This is a genomic window from Reyranella sp. (genome assembly GCF_052439685.1).
GTDB lineage: Bacteria > Pseudomonadota > Alphaproteobacteria > Reyranellales > Reyranellaceae > Reyranella.
In genome coordinates this window covers 128,661-146,526 of record NZ_JBQVQG010000011.1, presented here as the reverse complement: position 1 = coordinate 146,526, position 17,866 = coordinate 128,661, and the positions used below count along the sequence as shown (strand labels likewise).

The 17,866-nt window shown below is 66.6% G+C and carries 18 protein-coding genes; 11 read left to right on the top strand and 7 right to left on the bottom strand.

The window, feature by feature from the left end; genetic code table 11:
- Positions 1 to 132 precede the first annotated feature (132 nt).
- The 5 genes from ACT6UX_RS16225 (at position 133) to ACT6UX_RS16205 (ending at position 4,740) form a co-directional block, all read left to right on the top strand.
- Complete coding sequence (locus ACT6UX_RS16225) at positions 133 to 1,017, top strand: FHA domain-containing protein (protein ID WP_444776197.1); 885 nt, start codon at positions 133 to 135, stop codon at positions 1,015 to 1,017.
- A gap of 15 nt (positions 1,018 to 1,032) precedes the next feature.
- Complete coding sequence (locus tag ACT6UX_RS16220) at positions 1,033 to 2,922, top strand: serine/threonine protein kinase (RefSeq protein WP_444776196.1); 1,890 nt, start codon at positions 1,033 to 1,035, stop codon at positions 2,920 to 2,922.
- Positions 2,919 to 3,470, top strand: a complete 552-nt coding sequence (locus ACT6UX_RS16215) for a glycine zipper domain-containing protein (protein WP_444776195.1) — start codon at positions 2,919 to 2,921, stop codon at positions 3,468 to 3,470. The genes ACT6UX_RS16220 and ACT6UX_RS16215 overlap by 4 nt, the downstream gene beginning before the upstream one ends.
- 113 nt (positions 3,471 to 3,583) lie before the next feature.
- Positions 3,584 to 4,450, top strand: coding sequence for an isocitrate lyase/PEP mutase family protein (locus ACT6UX_RS16210; protein WP_444776194.1), 867 nt, complete (start codon positions 3,584 to 3,586; stop codon positions 4,448 to 4,450).
- The gene (locus ACT6UX_RS16205; protein WP_444776193.1) at positions 4,447 to 4,740 is read left to right on the top strand and encodes a hypothetical protein; all 294 of its coding nucleotides are present in this window, start codon (positions 4,447 to 4,449) and stop codon (positions 4,738 to 4,740) included. Before ACT6UX_RS16210 ends, ACT6UX_RS16205 begins: the two co-directional genes overlap by 4 nt.
- A 47-nt stretch (positions 4,741 to 4,787) precedes the next feature.
- Here ACT6UX_RS16205 and ACT6UX_RS16200 read toward each other — a convergent pair whose 3' ends face one another.
- From ACT6UX_RS16200 to cysQ, 4 genes are read right to left on the bottom strand one after another with little or no spacing between them, the layout of a single operon-like run.
- Complete coding sequence (locus ACT6UX_RS16200; RefSeq protein WP_444776192.1) at positions 4,788 to 6,218, bottom strand: FAD-binding oxidoreductase; 1,431 nt, start codon at positions 6,216 to 6,218, stop codon at positions 4,788 to 4,790.
- A complete protein-coding gene (locus ACT6UX_RS16195) occupies positions 6,218 to 7,687 on the bottom strand; it encodes an FAD-binding oxidoreductase (protein ID WP_444776191.1) in 1,470 nt (489 codons plus the stop codon). The genes ACT6UX_RS16200 and ACT6UX_RS16195 overlap by 1 nt, the downstream gene beginning before the upstream one ends.
- Positions 7,688 to 7,710: 23 nt before the next feature.
- Positions 7,711 to 8,688: an L-threonylcarbamoyladenylate synthase gene (locus ACT6UX_RS16190; RefSeq protein WP_444776190.1), complete on the bottom strand. Its 978-nt coding sequence runs from the start codon at positions 8,686 to 8,688 to the stop codon at positions 7,711 to 7,713.
- Positions 8,685 to 9,482 carry a 3'(2'),5'-bisphosphate nucleotidase CysQ gene (cysQ, locus tag ACT6UX_RS16185; protein ID WP_444776189.1) on the bottom strand — a complete coding sequence of 266 codons (798 nt, stop codon included), beginning with the start codon at positions 9,480 to 9,482 and terminating at the stop codon, positions 8,685 to 8,687. The genes ACT6UX_RS16190 and cysQ overlap by 4 nt, the downstream gene beginning before the upstream one ends.
- 104 nt (positions 9,483 to 9,586) lie before the next feature.
- On the opposite strand from cysQ, the gene ACT6UX_RS16180 reads away from it, so the two are divergent.
- Genes ACT6UX_RS16180 through ACT6UX_RS16170 form a run of 3 tightly spaced genes read left to right on the top strand, consistent with a single transcriptional unit; the run spans position 9,587 to position 12,453 of the window.
- Positions 9,587 to 10,663, top strand: coding sequence for an LLM class flavin-dependent oxidoreductase (locus tag ACT6UX_RS16180; protein WP_444776188.1), 1,077 nt, complete (start codon positions 9,587 to 9,589; stop codon positions 10,661 to 10,663).
- 42 nt (positions 10,664 to 10,705) lie between these two features.
- Positions 10,706 to 11,689, top strand: a complete 984-nt coding sequence (locus ACT6UX_RS16175) for a Bug family tripartite tricarboxylate transporter substrate binding protein (protein WP_444776187.1) — start codon at positions 10,706 to 10,708, stop codon at positions 11,687 to 11,689.
- A gap of 8 nt (positions 11,690 to 11,697) precedes the next feature.
- A complete protein-coding gene (locus ACT6UX_RS16170; RefSeq protein WP_444776186.1) occupies positions 11,698 to 12,453 on the top strand; it encodes an IclR family transcriptional regulator in 756 nt (251 codons plus the stop codon).
- A 3-nt stretch (positions 12,454 to 12,456) separates the two neighbouring features.
- Here the strand turns inward: ACT6UX_RS16170 and ACT6UX_RS16165 are convergent, their stop codons facing one another.
- Positions 12,457 to 13,329, bottom strand: a complete 873-nt coding sequence (locus ACT6UX_RS16165; RefSeq protein ID WP_444776185.1) for an S-methyl-5'-thioadenosine phosphorylase — start codon at positions 13,327 to 13,329, stop codon at positions 12,457 to 12,459.
- A gap of 57 nt (positions 13,330 to 13,386) precedes the next feature.
- Here ACT6UX_RS16165 and ACT6UX_RS16160 point away from each other — a divergent pair, with 57 nt between their 5' ends.
- Positions 13,387 to 14,232 carry an SDR family NAD(P)-dependent oxidoreductase gene (locus ACT6UX_RS16160; RefSeq protein ID WP_444776184.1) on the top strand — a complete coding sequence of 282 codons (846 nt, stop codon included), beginning with the start codon at positions 13,387 to 13,389 and terminating at the stop codon, positions 14,230 to 14,232.
- A 1-nt stretch (position 14,233) separates the two neighbouring features.
- Positions 14,234 to 14,965 carry an SDR family NAD(P)-dependent oxidoreductase gene (locus ACT6UX_RS16155; RefSeq protein ID WP_444776183.1) on the top strand — a complete coding sequence of 244 codons (732 nt, stop codon included), beginning with the start codon at positions 14,234 to 14,236 and terminating at the stop codon, positions 14,963 to 14,965.
- A gap of 1 nt (position 14,966) precedes the next feature.
- Here ACT6UX_RS16155 and gnd read toward each other — a convergent pair whose 3' ends face one another.
- Positions 14,967 to 15,944 carry a phosphogluconate dehydrogenase (NAD(+)-dependent, decarboxylating) gene (gene gnd, locus ACT6UX_RS16150; RefSeq protein ID WP_444776182.1) on the bottom strand — a complete coding sequence of 326 codons (978 nt, stop codon included), beginning with the start codon at positions 15,942 to 15,944 and terminating at the stop codon, positions 14,967 to 14,969.
- Positions 15,945 to 15,996: 52 nt separating this feature from the next.
- On the opposite strand from gnd, the gene ACT6UX_RS16145 reads away from it, so the two are divergent.
- Positions 15,997 to 16,563, top strand: coding sequence for a gluconokinase (locus tag ACT6UX_RS16145; RefSeq protein ID WP_444776181.1), 567 nt, complete (start codon positions 15,997 to 15,999; stop codon positions 16,561 to 16,563).
- Here ACT6UX_RS16145 and ACT6UX_RS16140 read toward each other — a convergent pair.
- Entirely contained in the window at positions 16,517 to 17,773 is a 1,257-nt protein-coding gene (locus ACT6UX_RS16140; protein WP_444776180.1) for a hypothetical protein, read from the bottom strand. The genes ACT6UX_RS16145 and ACT6UX_RS16140 overlap by 47 nt on opposite strands.
- Positions 17,774 to 17,866: the final 93 nt, after the last annotated feature.

Below are 17,866 nucleotides of genomic sequence, written 5' to 3'. Positions count from 1 at the left end.
GCCGGTTGTCCCAAGATTGCCGCGATTCAGTGCAGGATGCGGGCAGTATCTGAGGTCGTGCCGAAAGCTGCCGGGCAGGGTATCTTGCCCCTGGGCCGCAGATTGGGATACGGCCGCTGAAGCGAAGAGACCATGCAACGCCGTCTAGCTGCCATCGTCCATGCCGACCTCGCCGGATTTACCCGGATGATGGAGGGCGCCGAGACCCGCACGTTCCGCCATCTCAAGTCGGCCCAGATCGAAGTCTGGCGGCCGGCGATCGATGCCGGGCGCGGCCGGCTCGTCGGTACGGCAGGCGATGCCATGCTGGCGGAGTTCGGCTCGGCCGTCTCGGCGGTCGCGGCGGCCATCGATATTCAGGAGCGCATGGCGCGCTTCAACGAATTGCTCAGCGAGGAGCAGCGCATGCTGTTCCGCGTCGGCGTCCATCTCGGCGAAGTCATCATCGACGACGAGGACCAGAACATCTTCGGCGACGGTGTAAACTTGGCGGCGCGCATTCAGACTCTGGCGGAACCTGGTGGCATCGCGGTCTCGCGCGCCGTCCGCGACCTCGTCGAGTTGCGCACCGAGTACGCGTTTCACGATGGCGGCGAGCATCAGCTGAAGAATGTCAGCCGCTCGGTGCAGGTGTTCCACGTGCGTCCGGCGAAGCTCATGTCTCCCGGTACGACGACGCGGATGGTTCCGCAGATCACCTTGCGCTTTGAGGGGCCGGATTCGGCCGGCCGCAAGCACGCGTTCGAAGTGTCAATGGATAAGCTGGTCGGCCAGTCGCAAGGCATGTGCATCGGCCGCGCCGCCGACCAGTGCGAACTGGTTGTACCGCATCCGACCGTGTCACGGCGGCATGCCAAACTCAGTGTCGCCGGCGAGGCGCTGCAGGTCGAGGATCTCGGCTCGACCAACGGGACCGCCGTCAACGGCACCGTCCTCAAGGCAGGCGCGCCGACGGCCCTGCAGGCGGGATCGAAGTTGCGGCTCGGCGATGTCGAGCTGGTCGTCCATCACACCTAGCGGCGTGGTCCGCCCATGAACGAGCCCACGACTCTTTCCGGCGCCACGCCGCCCGAGGTCGACTATGTCTCGCTCAAGGCGGGACAGCTGATCGGCCGGTACGAGATCGTGTCGGTGCTGGGGCAGGGCGGGTTCGGGATCACCTATCGCGCCCGTGACGTGCAGCTCGGTCGCGAGGTCGCGATCAAGGAGTACCTCCCGTCGGCGCTGGCGGTGCGCCAGGACGGCTCCACGGTGCTGCCGCGCACGACCAAGATGGCCGACGATTTCGGCTGGGGGCGCGACCGCTTCGTCACCGAAGGCCGCACGCTCGCCAGCCTCCATCGCGTGCCGGCGATCGTGCAGGTCTTCGACTTCCTCGAAGCCAATGGCACGGCCTACATCGTCATGGAGCTCCTGAGCGGCATGACGCTCGAGGAGCGCATCAACACCGGCGGCAAGCTGACGCCCGAGGAGGTCGACCGCATCCTGTGGCCGCTGCTGGACGGGCTCGAGCAGGTGCACGCCGCGGGCTTCCTGCATCGCGACATCAAGCCGGCGAACATCCTGCTCGATGCCGCCGGCAATCCGACCCTGATTGATTTCGGTGCGTCGCGCGCGGCAATGGTCGGCCGGACGGCGGCAATGACGGCGATCTTCACGCCGGGCTATGCCGCGGCCGAACAGATGACGTCGGCGAAGCAGGGGCCGTGGACCGACATCTACGGCCTTGCCGCCACGATCTATCACGCCATCGTCGGCAAGGCGCCGCCCAATGCCTTCGACCGCATGCTGGACGACGGTTACGAGCCGCTCGGCAAACTGGCGCCGCAGGGATTCGCGCCGGGCGTGCTGGCCGGCGTTGATGCCGGTCTCACGGTGGCCGCGCGCGACCGTCCGCAGTCGATTGCCGGCTGGCGGCCCATCCTCGGCATGACGGCGGCGCCGGAGCCGAACGCCACCATGGTGATGGGCAAGCGCGAAGACGTGCCGACCGAGCGCAAGTCCGTTCTCGGACCTGCGACGACGACTGCGTCGACCCTGGCGCCCCCTCCGGCAGCAAAATCACGAGCCGGTCTGTGGGCTGGCGTGGCGGCCGTCGTGTTACTGGCGGTCGGGGGCGGTGGCTACTATGCGATGGCCACGCGTGGGCCCGACCCGGAAATGGTGAAGGCGCGCGCCGCGGCCGATGCCGCCGAGGAGGCACGGCGCAAGGCGGCAGAGGAAGCCGACCGTCTGCGCGCTGAGAAGGCCGACCAGGAAGCCAAGTCGAAGGCCGACCAGGAGGCCAGGGCCAAGGCCGCGCAGGACGCCAAGGCGAAGGCCGATCTCGAAGCCCAGGCCGAAGCGGCCCGCCGGCAATTCGAGGAAGACACGCGCCGCAAGGTCGAGGCGGAGATCGCCGAAAAGAAGCGCGCCGAAGAGGAAGCCCAGCGCAAGGCCGCCGAGGAAGTGGCGGCCCGGCAGAAGGCGATCGAGGAGGCACGCAAGGCCATCGAGTTCGTCGCCGGCAACTTCGACCATTTCGGCAAGACGCTGATGCTGATCGGTCTCAAGGACCGGCCGACCGAGATCAGACTGCAGGGCGTCGACAGTGTCGACGATCCTGCGCTGCACAAGCTCGCGGCCGACGCGCTGGCGGCGCAGCCGCGCAACCTGCGCTGCCGCCAAACCGATCGGTTGACCGATGGCACGCCCCTCTATCGCTGCCTGATCACCAAAAGAAACTCCAAGGATCCGCTCGTCGACATTCCAGACTCGGATCGCGACGATCTCGCGCTGGTTCTGGTCCGGACCGGCCTGCTGCTGGCCTCGTGCGATGCCCCCCGCTCCTATGCGGATGCGGAGGACGATGCTCGTGGCAGCAAGCAGTATCTCTGGAGTAGAGTGAACGTTCCTGAATACAAGAGGAGATGCACCAGATGACTGCAGTGACTGCTGACACAGCCTTCTTCTTCGGCAGGAAGATCGTCGTCCGGATCGTGGGCGTTGTCGCGGCCCTCGGGCTCGTGGCCGCCTGCACGGACGATCGCGGCCAGCCGAACAACCAGACGACAGGTACAGTCATGGGGGCCGCACTGGGCGGCGTCGTCGGCGGCTTGGCCTTCGGGTCGGTCGGCGGTGTAGTCGGTGGTGCACTGGTGGGTGGCCTGGCCGGCAATCTCGTCGGTCGCGCGCTCGACGATCAGGAACGCCGCCGTCTCGCCGAAGCCACGCAGTATGCGTTCGTCGCCGAGAACAACGTGCCGACCACCTACACGGTCGAGCCGACCAAGACCTCTTCGTCGGCCGCGACGACGGCGCCGCCGACCGTCGTGAGCGCCAAGCCGGTCGCGCCGGCGTCCAGCCGCGCCGACGGTAGCACCTGCCGCCCGATCGAACTGACTGCCACCAAGAACGGCCAGACCACGACCGAGACCACGACCTTCTGCAAGGCGGCCGGCTCGCAGGAGCTGAAGCCCGTCTCCGTCTGATCCGCCGACATTTCGGTGAACGGCCGGCGGTTCCTGACCGCCGGCCGTTTTCGTTTGGGGAAGGCTGGCCGGATCGACACAACTCGGTCATTTTCCTGGGCGAGGAGAGAGACATGGCAGGCAATCCACAGGCAGCGAAACTGCGGGATCTTCTGGCTCGGAGGGAGTTCATCCTGGCGCCGGGCGTCTACGACGGTATTTCCGCGCGGGTCGCGGACCGTATGGGCTTTCCCGCGCTCTACATGACGGGCTACGGCGCGACGGCCTCGATGTTGGGCCTGCCCGATGCGGGCCTTGCGACCTATTCCGACATGCTGGGCCGCGTCGAGATGATCTGCTCGGTGGTCGAGACGCCACTCATTGCCGACGCCGATACCGGCTATGGCGGGCTGCTGAACGTCCAACGCACGATCCGCGGCTACGAAGCGGCCGGCGTCGCCGCGATCCAGATCGAAGACCAGGAGATGCCCAAGAAGTGCGGCCATACGCCGGGACGGCGCGTGGTGCCGGCTGAAGACATGGCGCTCAAGATCAGAGTGGCGGCAGAGGCACGCCGCCACGAGGAGACGCTGATCGTGGCGCGCACGGATGCGCGTACGGCACATGGTCTCGACGAGGCGCTGCGGCGTGCCCGGCTCTATGAGGAAGCCGGGGCCGACATCATCTTCGTCGAATCGCCCGAGAGCGAGGCGGAGCTGGAGCGCATCGGCCGTGAGGTCAGCAAGCCGCTGCTCGCCAACCTGGTGGAGTTCGGCAAGACGCCGCGGGCCGAGGTCGACAGGCTGAAGAAGTGGGGCTTCGATCTCGCGATCTATCCGGTGCTGGGTCTGAGCGTTGCCGCCGAGGCGATGAGGCGGTCGTTCGCGCACCTCAAGGACAGCGGCACCAGCGTGGGCGACCCGCTGCCGCAATATCAGGACATTCACGGCCTGATGGGCTTCCCCGAGGTCTGGGACTTCGAGAAGCGCTGGGCGACATGAACGGCAAGCAGTTTCTCGAACTCCTGTCGCGCCTGCCGGCCCGCGTCTGGATCCAGGCAGTCCTGGGGCTGATCGGCTTCGTCGTGCTGGCGGTGCTGGGTTTTGCCGTGATCGCGGGCGTCGCAGCGGTCGGGCTGGTGCTGCTGCTGGCCTTCAAGGCGAAGCGCTGGATTCTGGGTTTCTTTCGCCGGGACATCGAGCCCGCACCGCCGGCCCGTCACCACGACGGCAAGGTGACCGACGTCCAGTACGAGATCGTCGACCGAACCAACGATCGCCCGCCGCCGTAATAGGGCATGGCACCGTCCACGGAGCGCGCCATCCCGGTGGTGCGCTCTCAGAGCCGGACGATCTTTCCCGGGTTCATCAGGTTCTGCGGATCGAGGGCGCGCTTGATCGTGCGCATCGTGTCGATCTCGACCTGGCTGCGATAGTGGGCGAGCTCGTCGACCTTGAGCAGGCCGATGCCGTGCTCGGCCGAGATCGATCCACCATAACTCACGACCAGATCGTAGATGGCAGCCGTGACATTTCGGGCGTGCGGCGTGAAGCGGGCCTTGTCCCAGCCGGCCGGCGCCTGACAGTTGAAGTGGAGGTTGCCGTCACCGACATGGCCAAAGGTCACCGGCCGGCCTTCCGGGAGCGCCTTCTTCATTGCCGCCAGTCCCTCGGTGACGAAGGAAGGGATCTTGCTCACGGCAACCGAGATGTCGTGCTTCACGGAAGGGCCTTCCTTCTTGGAGGCCTCCGTATGGTTTTCGCGCAGGCTCCACAGCGCGCGTGCCTGCGCCTCGTTCTGGGCGATCGTGGCGTCGAGAACCACGCCCCGTTCCATCGCTTCGCCGAGATAGGCTTCCATCTTCTCGCGCAAGCCTCCCGCGTTCTCGCCGTCGCGACGCGCGCGTGTCGAGGACCATTCGAGCAGCACGTACCAATCATGGCGCTCGGCCAGAGGATCGGCAGCGCCGGGAATGTGCTGCAGCACGAGGTCGAGTCCCTGGCGCCCCATGAGCTCACAGGACGTGACGTTGTCTTCGGAGGCGGCATGCGCGCCGCTCAGCAAGGCGACCGCGGCTTCGGGCGAGGGGACGGCGACCCAGGCGGTGGCGATGTCCTTGGGCTTGGGCCAGAGCTTCAGCACCGCGCGCGTGATGATGCCCAACGTGCCTTCGGCGCCGAGATAGAGGTCGCGCAGATCGTAGCCGGTATTGTCCTTCTTGAGCGCCCGCAGCCCGTTCCAAATCTCCCCCTGCGGCGTCACGACCTCCAGGCCAAGCACGAGCTGGCGGGCATTGCCGTAGTGCAGGACCTGCACGCCGCCGGCATTGGTCGAGAGGTTGCCGCCGATCGAGCAGCTACCTTCGGCAGCCAGCGAAAGCGGAAACAGCCGGTCGTTCGCCGCCGCCATCTCCTGGATGGTCTTCAGGACGACACCCGCCTCGACCGTCATCGTATAGCCGATCAGGTCGATGTCGATGATGCGGTTCATGCGGTTGAGCGACAGGACGATCTCGCGGCCGTTCTCCTGCGGGATGCCGCCGCCCACCAGGCCGGTATTGCCACCCTGCGGCACCACGGAGACCTTCTCCGCCGCGCAGAGCCCCACGACGTCCGCGACTTCCTGCGTGTTGGCCGGTCGCACCACGGCCAGCGCATGGCCCACGAAGCTCTCGCGCCAGTCGGTGACGTAGGGATGCTTGCCTTGTTCGTCGACGATCAGGCCTTTGTCGCCGACGATGGCGCGCAGTTTTTCGACGAAGTCGCTCATCAGATACGCAGCACCTTGCCCGGGTTCATGATGTTCTTGGGATCGAGCGCCCGCTTGATCGTGCGCATCGTGTCGAGCTCGATCCGCGAGCGGTAGTGAGCAAGCTCGTCGAGCTTGTCGATGCCGATGCCGTGCTCGGCCGAGATCGACCCGTCGAGGCTCGTAACCAGGTCGTTCACCGCACGGGTGATGGCGGGCGAGTACTGGCTGAGCGTCGGCCGGTCCATGCCCTTCGGGCCCATGAAGGAGAAGTGGATGTTGCCATCGCCGATGTGACCGAGCGGGTAGGGGCGGATGCTGGGCAGCACGTCGAGCGCAGCCTTGAGACCGCGTTCGATGAACTCCGGCACCTTGGAGATCGAGACGGAGATGTCGTAGCTGAGGCCCGGCCCTTCGGCGCGCGAGGCCGGGGCGACCGATTCTCGGATCACCCACATGTTGCGCGCCTGCGCCTCGCTCTGGGCGATCACGGCATCGAGCACCCGGCCGGCTTCCATCTGGTCGGCGAGGAACTGCTCCATCTTCTCCGACATGCCCTCGGCACCTTCGGCCTTCGGGCGTGCCGACGTCCATTCGAGCAGCAGGAACCACTGCGTGTCAGCCTTCAGCGGATCCTGCGTGCCGGGAATGTTGCGCAGGACCATGTCGGTGCAGGTCCGGCTCATCAGCTCGCACGAGCCGACATTGTCCTCGGAGGCACCGTGCGCCTCGGACAGGATCTCGATCGCCGCCTGCGGATCGCGGATGGCAAGCCAGGCGGTGGCCACGTCCTTGGAGGCGGGCCACAGCTTCAGCACGGCCTTGGTGATGATGCCGAGCGTGCCTTCGGCACCCATGAACAGGTGTTTCAGGTCGTAGCCGGTATTGTCCTTCTTGAGCGCGCGCAGGCCGTTCCAGATGTCGCCGTTGGGCAGCACCACTTCGAGGCCCATGACGAGATTGCGCGCATTGCCGTAGCGCAGAACCTGGACGCCGCCGGCGTTGGTCGAGAGATTGCCGCCGATCATGCAGGAGCCCTGGGCGCCCAGGAACAGCGGGAAGAAGCGGTCGTGGCTGGCCGCCGTCTCCTGCAGCGTCTGCAGCACGCAGCCCGCCTCGACCGTCATCGAGTAGCCGACCGGATCGACGTTCAGCACCTTGTTCATGCGGCCGACCGACAGGACGATGCCGGTGTGCGTGGGCCAAGGCGTCGCGCCGCCCATCAGGCCGGTATTGCCGGCCTGGGGCACGATGGCGATGCCGTTGTCGTAGCAGAGCTTCACCACCTTCGAGACTTCCTCGACGTTGGCCGGGCGGACCACGACCGCCGCGTTGCCCACGATCGAGCCGCGCCAGTCGGTGACGAAGGGCTGCTTGCCTTGATCGTCGGCGATCAGGCCCTTGTCGCCCACGATGGCGCGCAGGGCGTCGAGAATCGCCGGTGTGACGGGAGCCATGGGAATGGTCGGCATGAGGGCGGTATCAGGCATCGTTTCCTCTCTTTGACGGCAGACTAGCGCTGCCTGTTGGAGTCGTCATCCGCGGCGGCGCGACGGAGCCGGTCGTTGATCGCGAGGCCGAGGCCGGTCTGCGGAATGGGCATGACGGCGATGCGGCCGATGCCCGGGCGGTCGAGCGACCGCATCATGGCGAACAGGTTGGCGGCGGCCTCGCCGAGATTTCCGGACGGGCTGAGATTCATCGTGAGCATGGCGCCCGCGGGCACGGTGTCGCCGAACGCGAGCAACCCCTCGTCGGGCGACACCGACGTGGCCTCCAACCGTACGGGACGCGACGGGGCGTAGTGACTGTGGAGCTGGCCGGGCGACGTGCGGGCCGCGTCCCCGGTCGGGATGGCGTCGCTGAGCGCAATGAGGCCGATCACGGCTTCGATCGCCTCGCGGGTAGCGCCGCCGGGACGCAGCAGGATGGGCGTGTCGCTCGAGAGATCGAGGACCGTGGATTCGACGCCGACGAGACAGGCGCCGCCATCGAGGATCATCGGCGCGCGCGCTCCCAGAGACTGCGCGACATGCTCGGGACGCGTCGGGCTGACCTCGCCGCTGCGGTTGGCGGACGGGGCGGCGATCGGCCGGCCGGCGGCGCGGATGAGGGCCTGGGCGATCGGGTGCGAGGGCGCGCGGATCGCCACCGTGTCGAGTCCGGCGGTTGCCAGAAGCGCGATCGGCGATCCTTCGGCGCGGGGCAGGACAAGGGTGAGCGGACCCGGCCAGAAGGTGGCGGCGAGCTTCTCCGCCGTGTCGTTCCAGCGCACGAATTCGCGGGCGGCTGGGGCATCGAGGACGTGGCTGATCAGCGGGTTGAATTGCGGCCGGCCCTTGGCCTCGAAGATCGCTGCCACCGCGCGCTCGTTGGTGGCGTCGCCGCCCAGCCCGTAGACGGTCTCGGTCGGAAAGGCGACGAGCCCGCCTTCCCGCAGTGTGCGGGCGGCGTCAGCAATGGACTGCTCCGTCGCCTCGATCACGTTCATCGCGCCGCCAGGCTGCGGGCGATGAAGTGGGGGTTGGCGAAACGCGGCTTGCCGTACAGCAGGGGCTTGCCGTCGACGGTGACCACCTCGCCGCCGGCGGCCTCGAGCACGCCCTGGGCCGCGCCGGTGTCCCACTCCATGGTCGGTCCGAACCGCGGGTAGATGTCGGCCTGGCCTTCGGCGATCAGGCAGAACTTCAGCGACGAGCCAGCCTGGACGCGGTCGGCGACGGTGAGGTTGTTGTTGCGGAACCAGATGTCGAGGTCGTTGAAGGTGCCGTGGCTGCGGCTCGCGCAGGCGGTGAGACCCCCCGTCGGCGGGGTGCGCGTCCGTATCGGCGTGAAGGGGCCCTTGCCCTCGCGCCTGTCGGCACCAAACCCCTTGGCACCGCGCCACAGGGTTTCGGTGGCTGGCGCCAGCACGATCCCGAGGGCCGGACGGCCGTTCTCGACGAGGGCGATGTTTACCGTGAACTCGCCGTTCTTCTTGATGAATTCCTTGGTGCCGTCGAGCGGGTCGACCAGCCAGAAGGGGCGGCCGTCGTCGAGCGTCGGGACGCGGCCCGCCGCCATCTCCTCCTCGGCAATGATCACCAGGCCCGGTGTCAGTTTTCGGAGGCCTGCCAGGATGACCGCTTCGGCGGCATGGTCGGCATCGGTGACGGGGCTGCGGTCATCCTTGTCGCGGACGCCATGATCGCCGGCATAGATGCGCATGATCTCCTGCGCGGCCTCTTCGGCAATGGTGGTGCAGACGTCGCGGAGGGTTTCAAGGGAGGGGAGGGCTTGGGTCATGGGCGGTCCTTATACTTGGCGGGGCCTTCGCCTTGACAGCAAACTTCACGCCCGTGAGTATATTGGAACACTGTTCCAATATATAGAACATAGGGAATGGACTGATGCCCGTCAATGTCATCGGGATGATCGGCGTGGCACCGCCGCAGGGAACTGCCTTGCATGTGATCGCTGGCGGGATCTCGCCTTCATTCCTCCGCGAATTCGCGCAAACCCACGAAACGGCGGGCTTCGACTATGTGCTGGTCGGCTACTACGCCTCGTCCGCCGAGGGTTTCACTGTCGCGACCTATGCGGCGGCCCATACGGAAAAGCTTCGCTACCTGATCGCCCACCGGCCAGGCGTCGTGTCGCCGACGCTAGCAGCCCGGGCGGCGGCAACGATGGATCAACTCTCCGGCGGTCGCCTCGCCCTCCACATCATCGTCGGCAACAGCGATGCCGATCAGCAGCGTGAAGGCGACTTTTCGCCGAAGGAAGAGCGCTACGTGCGCGCCGCCGAGTATCTCGACGTGATGCGCAAGGTTTGGACCTCGACCAAGCCCTTCGACTACGAGGGCAGGTTCTACCGGTTCAGGGACGTCTTCTCCGAGGCACGGCCTTTCCAGCAGCCGCACCCGCCACTTTTCTTTGGTGGTTCATCACCGGGCGCAATGGAAATGGGCGCGCAGCATTGCGACACCTTCGCCATGTTCGGTGAACCGCTGGCGGAGACGGGCGAGCGCATTGCCGAGTTCCGCCGTATGACGCAGCCGTTCGGACGGACCCCGCGCTTCAATGTCTCGTTCCGCCCCATCATCGCCGAGACCGAAGGCAAGGCATGGGACAAAGCGAAGAAGATTCTCGACGATCTAAAGTCCAGCGGGACGATGCCGACGAAGGCGCAGGACAAGTCGGCCGAGCGGTTGGTCGAGTTGGCCAAGCGGGGCGACGTGCATGATGAAAGGCTCTGGATGCCCGTGGCGGGCGCCGCCGCAGGCAAGGGCAACACGTCGTGCCTCGTCGGCACGCCGGAGCAGGTCGCGCAGGCGATGCTCGAGTACTACCGGCTGGGCGTGGCTTCGTTCCTGATCCGCGGCTTCGACCCGCTGGGTGACGTGTCGGAATTCGGCCGCGAATTGATCCCTCGGCTGAAGGCGGGGGCACTCGAAATCGACCGCGAGATCGCGGCGGCTGCCTGATCCGCCTGACAAGCAATCAAGAGCAATCAAACAGGAGGAAATGTGTTCAGGAAGAAGTTTTGCGTCGCTCTCGCGGGCACCGTGGCCCTTTCACTTGGCTTCGCCGGCGTGGCATCGGCGCAGCAATATCCGGACAAGCCGATCAAGCTGATCGTGCCTTATCCGCCGGGCGCGACGAACGACCTGCTGGCGCGGGTACTTGCGGAGCCGCTGGCGAAGGAACTGGGCCAGCCGGTGATCGTGGACAACAAGGGTGGCGCTGCCACCGCGATCGGCGCGACGGCGGCGGCCAATGCGCCGGCCGACGGCTATACGATGCTGCTGGGCACGGGCACGACCTACACGCTCAATCCGCTGCTCAAGAAGGGCCTGGTCTACGACACCGACCGCGACTTCAAGATGGTATCGATCATCGCCGAGGTTCCGGTGGTGTTCATCGTCAATCCTAAGTTCCCGGCCCGCACGCTGTCGGAGTTCGTGGCCTACGCCAAGGCCAATCCGGGTAAGGTGAACTATTCCTCGTCGGGCCTCGGCTCCTCACTGCATCTCGCGGCCGAGCTGTTCGCCCAGCGCGCCGGCATCAGGATCACACACGTACCGTACCCGGGAAGCGCGGGCGCGATGCGTGCCCTTCTGGCCGATGAGGTTCAGATGTTTTCGGAGGTGATTTCCGGTGCCCTTCCGCACATTGCGCAGAAATCGGTCGTGCCGCTTGCAATCACCAGCGCCAAGCGGCTGGCCGTCGCCCCGTCGATCCCGACAGTGGCCGAAAGTGGCTATCCCGGCTTCGAGGCGCTGGGCTGGTATGCTCTCGCGGTCCCCAAGGCGACGCCCGCTGCCGTGGTCGCTCGGATCGAGGCCGCCATCAACAAGATCCTGGCATCTGGTGTGCTGCAGGCGCGCTTCGGACCGCTCGCGATCGTGATCCCGGGCCCGCAGGAGCCGGGATCGGCCGAGAAGTACATGGCGAAGGACCGCGCGATGTGGGAGCCGCTGGTGCGCTCGCTGAACATCTCGCTAGACTGACGGCGGGCATGGACACGACGGTCGTCAAGGCATTGACGGTGCTGGAGACGCTGGCGTCCAGCGCAACGCCGCTTGGTGTCACCGAACTTGCGACGAGGCTCGGCCTGTCGAAGAGCAACGTGCATCGCCTGCTGCAGACGCTGGCCGGGCGCGGCTACGTCATGCAGGTCGACCAGCGTTACACCGTGACGACCCGGCTGTGGGAACTGGGCGCGATGGTCGTCAGCCGGCTCGACGTCGCGACGGTCGCTGTCCCCGTGATGCAGCGTCTCGTCGCCGAGGTCGACGAGACGGCGCATCTCTCGGTGCTCGACATGGCGGCCTGCGAGGTCGTGTCGATTCACAATGTCGAGAGCACCCAGCCGGTGCGAGCCTACTCCCGGATCGGCCAGCGCACGCCCGCGCACTGCGTAGCCACCGGCAAGGCGCTGCTGTCGGTGCAGGCGCCCGAGGCTCTGCGGACGTTGCCCGAGGAGCTGCAGCGTTTCACCCCTCACACGCTCCATCGTCGGGACGATCTGCTCGCGGCGCTGGAGAAGATCAGGCGCGACGGCTACTCGACGAATGTCGGCGAGTGGCGTGAGCAGGTGGGCGGCGCGGCCGCAGTGGTCTACGACCATGCCGGACGTCCGGCAGCGGCGCTCGGGCTGACGGTGCCCGTGGAGCGGCTCCAGCCCGAGGTGATGAACCGCTACATCCCGCGATTGACGGCGGCGGCGGACGAGATTTCGCGACTCATGGGCGCGCCCCGCCGCGCAGGGTGATCGCTATCCCTTCAGCACGCGGCCCGCGACGGCATCGAGCTTGGCCACCATCTCCGCCGAACGGACGGCGGGCGAGGTGATGAGCGCATGTTCGAGCGCACGGTCGCAGCCGGACGGGCAGGGCGTCGGGCGCGACTCCTTGAGGCGCGGCGCGATCATGGCGACCAGCGCCTTGGCCCTCTCGGCATTCTCGAGCAGCACGCGGACGATGTCGGCGACCTGGACATGGTCATGGTCGGGATGCCAGCAGTCGAAGTCCGTGACCATGGCGACGGTGACGTAGCAAATCTCTGCCTCGCGGGCGAGCTTGGCCTCCGGCATGTTGGTCATGCCGATCACGTCGCAGCCCCAGCTCCGGTAGAGCTTCGATTCCGCGAGGCTCGAAAACTGCGGCCCTTCCATCGCCAGGTAGGTACCACCCTTGCGGACGGGGAACCCGGCCTTCTGCGCGCATTCGTGCGCGACGTCGGCCAGCCGGTTGCAGGTCGGCTGCGCCATCGAGACGTGGGCGACGAGGCCCTCGCCGAAGAAGCTCTTCTCGCGGGCGAAGGTACGGTCGATGAACTGGTCGACGATGACGAAGTGCCCGGGCGGCAGATCCTCGCGCAGCGAGCCGCAGGCCGAGAGCGACAGGATGTCGGTGACGCCGACCCGCTTCAGGGCATCGATGTTGGCGCGGTAGTTGATCGAGCTCGGGGAATGACGATGGCCGCGGCCATGGCGGGGGACGAAGACGACGTTCAGGCCGTCGAGGACGCCGAACAGGAACTCGTCGGATGTCTCGCCGAACGGCGAAGAGATCCGGCGCCATTCCGGGTTCTTGAGACCGGCCATGTCGTAGACGCCGCTGCCACCGAGAATTCCCAACACCGTCATATGCTTCTCCTGGTTGGCGGTGGTGTATCATTCCAGACCGGCAAAGGGGAGAGAAGCATGGGCAGGCTCGAGGGCAAGATCACCATCGTCACGGGGGCGACCAGCGGCATCGGACGGCGCACCGTCGAACTGTTCGTCCAGGAGGGGGCCAAGGTGGTCGCCACGGGGCGGCGCGAGGAACTCGGCCGTACGCTGGAGGCCGCCCTCGGGACTGACAACTGTATCTTCGTGACGGCGGATGCGACGCGCGAGGACGATGTGAAGCGCATGTTCGACGCCTGCCTGTCGAAGTGGGGGCGGGTCGACTGCCTGTTCAACAATGCCGGCGGACCGGCGCCGGTGGGCGGCATCGAGACGGTCCCGGTCGATGGCTTCGACGCGGCGATGGCGACCCTCGTCCGGTCGGTCATGCTGGGCATGAAGCACGCTGCGCCGCTCATGATGGCGCAGGGTTCCGGCAGCATCATCAACAATGGCAGCGTGGCGGGGCGCCGGGCGGGCTACTCGACCTCTATGATCTACGGGGCGGCCAAGGCGGCGGTGAACCACCTCACGGTGTGCGTTGCCATGCAGCTCGGTGAGAAGAACGTGCGGGTGAACTCGATCTCGCCCGGCGGCATTGCCACTGGCATCTTCGCCAAGGCGCTGGGCCTGCCGCCGGACAAGGCCGATGCCTATGCCGAGGCGATGAAGGCCAGCATGGCCAAGAACCAACCGATCCCGCGCGCCGGCCTGGTCGACGACATCGCCAAGGCCGCGGTCTTCCTGGCCTCGGACGACTCGACCTTCATCAACGGGCACGACCTGGTGGTCGATGGCGGGCTGGTCGGCGGCCGCCTGTGGACGCCGCACCAGGAAGGCGTGAAGGCGATGCGTCAGGCCTTCGGCGTCGACGAGATCTGAGATGGGGTCTCTCGCCAACAAGGTTGCTCTGGTGACCGGCGCCTCGCGCGGCATCGGGCGTGCAGTGGCCCTTTCGCTTGCCCTGGAAGGCGCCGCCGTCGCCGTCAATTACCGGGAGCGCGCCGCCGACGCAGAGGAGGTGGTGGCGGCCATCAAGAAGGCCGGCGGTGCGGCGGTGGCCGTCGCGGCCGATGTGTCGGACGGTGCGGCGGTTGCATCCATGATCTCGGCCGTGGGTCGCGCGCTGGGGCCGGTCGACGTGCTGGTGAACAATGCCGGGCTGGCGATCATGACCGGCATCGACGATCTCACCGAGGAGGAATTCGACCGCACGATCGCGGTCAACCTGAAGTCGGCGTTCCTCTGCACCAAGGCCGTGCTGCCAGGCATGCGTGCCCGCAAATGGGGCCGCATCGTCAACATCTCCTCGGGCGCGGCGCGCGGGGCCGGCGGCATTGGCCCGCACTACAACGCCTCCAAGGCTGGCATGGAAGGCCTCACCCGCGGCTACGCCGCGCGGGTCGTGAAGGATGGCGTCACCGTCAATGCCGTGGCGCCGTCGCTGATCGAGACCGACATGGTCCGCGGCGGCCTCGCCTCATCGCCGGACCGCATCCCGCTCGGCCGCTTCGGCACCTCGGAGGAATGCGCCCAGGCCGTTCTGATGGTGATCGGCAACGCCTACATGACCGGCCAGACCGTCGCCCTGAGCGGTGGCTTGTCGTTTATCTGACCTACTTCTTCGGCTCGACGTGCCCGCCGAAGGCGTGGCGCATGGCCGACAGCAACTTGTTCGCCGTCCCCTCGCGGTCTCGGGAACGGAAGCGGGCGTAGAGCGCGGCGGACAGGACGTCGGCCGGCACGGCCTCCTCGATGGCGGCATTGATCGTCCAGCGTCCTTCGCCGGAATCCTCGACGAAGCCCGAATATCTGGAGAGGGCAGGGTCCTCGGCCAGCGCCGAGGAGGTGAGGTCGAGCAGCCAGGAGCTGACGACGCTGCCGCGCCGCCAGACCTCGGCGATGTCGGCGAGGTCGAGATCGTAGCGCCGCTCCGCCGGTATCGCTTCCGAGGAGACCTTGCGCAGGATCTCGAAGCCCTCGGCGTAGGCCTGCATCAGCCCGTACTCGATGCCATTGTGGACCATCTTCACGAAGTGGCCGGCGCCGCTCGGACCGCAATGGAGGTAGCCGCGCTCGACCCGGGAATCGCGGGCCTCTCGGCGCGGCGTCTTTGGGATGGTGCCTTCGCCGGGGCTGAGCGCGGCGAAGATCGGGTCCAGTCGCTCGACGGCCTGTTTGTCGCCGCCGATCATGAGGCAGTAGCCGCGCTCCAGGCCCCAGACGCCGCCGCTGGTGCCGCAGTCGAGATAGTGGATGCCCTTGTCCTTCATCGCGCGGGCGCGCCGCACGTCGTCCTGGAAGAAGGCATTGCCCCCGTCGATGATCGTGTCGCCGGGTTCCAGCAGCTGGCCAAGCTCGGACACGGTCCGCTCGGTGATTTCGCCGGCCGGTAGCATGACCCAGACGTTACGCGGCTTGGCCATCTTGGCAACCAGGTCGGCGAGATTGGCGCCGCCGGTGATGCCTTGTCCGGCGAGGCCCGCGACCACTTCCGGATTTTGGTCGAAGACGACACAGTCATGGCCCTGCTGCACCAGCCGGCGCACGAGGTTGGCGCCCATCCGTCCCAGGCCGATCATGCCGAGCTGCATTCATTTCTCCCGTTCGTTTCCTTTTGCCGGACGCATGATAGGCTGGCGGGCAATGAAGACCATCGTCGTCGTGATGGGTGTCTCGGGATCGGGCAAGACCACCGTCGCCAGTCTTCTGGCCGAACGGCTCGGTTGTGGGTTCGTCGACGGAGACGATCTCCATCCGCGCGAGAATGTCGAGAAGATGCGCAGCGGCCGGCCTTTGGACGACGCCGACCGTCTGCCCTGGCTGGAGGCCATCGCCCACCGCATCGATCTCTGGCTGGAGAGGGGCGAATCAGGCGTCGTCACCTGCTCGGCGCTGAAGCGGAATTATCGGGAGATCATCTTCGGGCAGCGGCCCGATACGAACCTTGTTTATCTCCGAGGCGTGCCGGCGCTGATCCACGGGCGGTTGATGGCGCGCACGGCGCATTTCATGCCGGCCGGCTTGTTGAACAGTCAGTTCGCGACGATGCAAGAGCCGGCGGAGGATGAGCGGCCGATCGTGGTCGATATCGAAGCCCTCCCATCGCTGATCGTGGATGAAATCGTGCGGAGGCTCGCGCTTCGCGCTGATCTGGCGGTGCCGGTCAAGCGAGGGATCGCAGCGCGGATAGTTCGCGAAAGAGATCGATGATGCCGTCCCGGTTCGGGCCGCCGCGGTAGCCCAGGGCCACGCGCACGAAAGGCTTGCCTGCCTTGGGATCCGGTTCGATGAGTTCGTAACGATCGCCGCGAAAGCCGAAGGATCCGCCCTTGTCGAGCCTGAGCTTGCGGCTCTCGATCTCGGCATCCAAGCGGCGAAGCAGGCGGGCGTGGTCTGATGCGTCGCCGCCTCTGATCCGTAGCGCGCAGAACGGAGCGACTGCCTCGGGAGAGATCAGTGAGGGATGGCTTCGATCCTCGAACAGCACCGAGCGCGTGCCGACTGCCTGCGCCAGTGCCGCGTTATTGGCGAAGAGACGGCTCGTGTATTCGGCGAAATAGCGCGGATCGAGAAACCAGGGCGCAGAAAGTGCGGCCATCTCGTCGAGGGTCAGGCCGCTCCCCGTGAGCGCCCGGATCTGCTTCAGGTCGTCTGCCAATCTGACCGCGCTGGTACCACCCCCCTCGCGCACGAAGATCTGGACGATCCCAACGTTCGCCAGTTCCAGTCCGGCCTGATCGAGTTTGAGGCCGGACCGGAAGATCGCCGCAAACGAGCCGTGCAGCCTCTCGAGCCAAGCCGGGAGGTCAAGGTTTGGTCCTGTCAGTGTCGTATCGACGAAGAGCGCATGTCGGGCCCTTGGGAGAGAGGAAGGCTCGGAGAGGCCGAACTGACCATCGCAATGAACCGGCTCGCCGATCAGGACATCGACCTCCGTTGCATCAGGATGGGCACGCTCGAACACCTGGCGGGGCCATAGGTCGAGCAACGACCCGGTTTCGAAGTAGCGGCCTGCATGAGCGATGTTGAGGGGCCCCCAATCTGCGGTCATGGCGGCTCCGGGCTGGCGTGCGACGAGATGCAGAAGGCAGGAAAGAGCGGCCTGGCCGCTGCGGCACAAGACGCGCACCGCTTGCCACCCCGGCGGAACCGAGTAGCAAAGCGGGGTCCGCTTTTCGAGAAGGTCGGCACCGAGTTCCCGTTCGTAGCCGAAGGGGACGCTCGCACCATCGGGCAGCTGAGGCACATCGCCCTCGCAAGGGCTCTTCAGAGTCTTGTCGCCGGGTCGATGGGCCTTCGCCAGCCATGCGCGGCGCAGGCTCAATACCGCTTCGTCCAGATCTTCCTCCGGGAAACCCTGCAGGGCCGATTTCAGGCCGACACGTCGGGCGAGCGCGCCCAGGTCGTCACGGTCGCGCACAGTCTCGGAGGGAGGGAGAGGCATGGCGCGGATAAACGTGCATTGCGCAAGAAGGTTGCGGCACACCCGTGATGTCGCAACGCAACCTCCTCG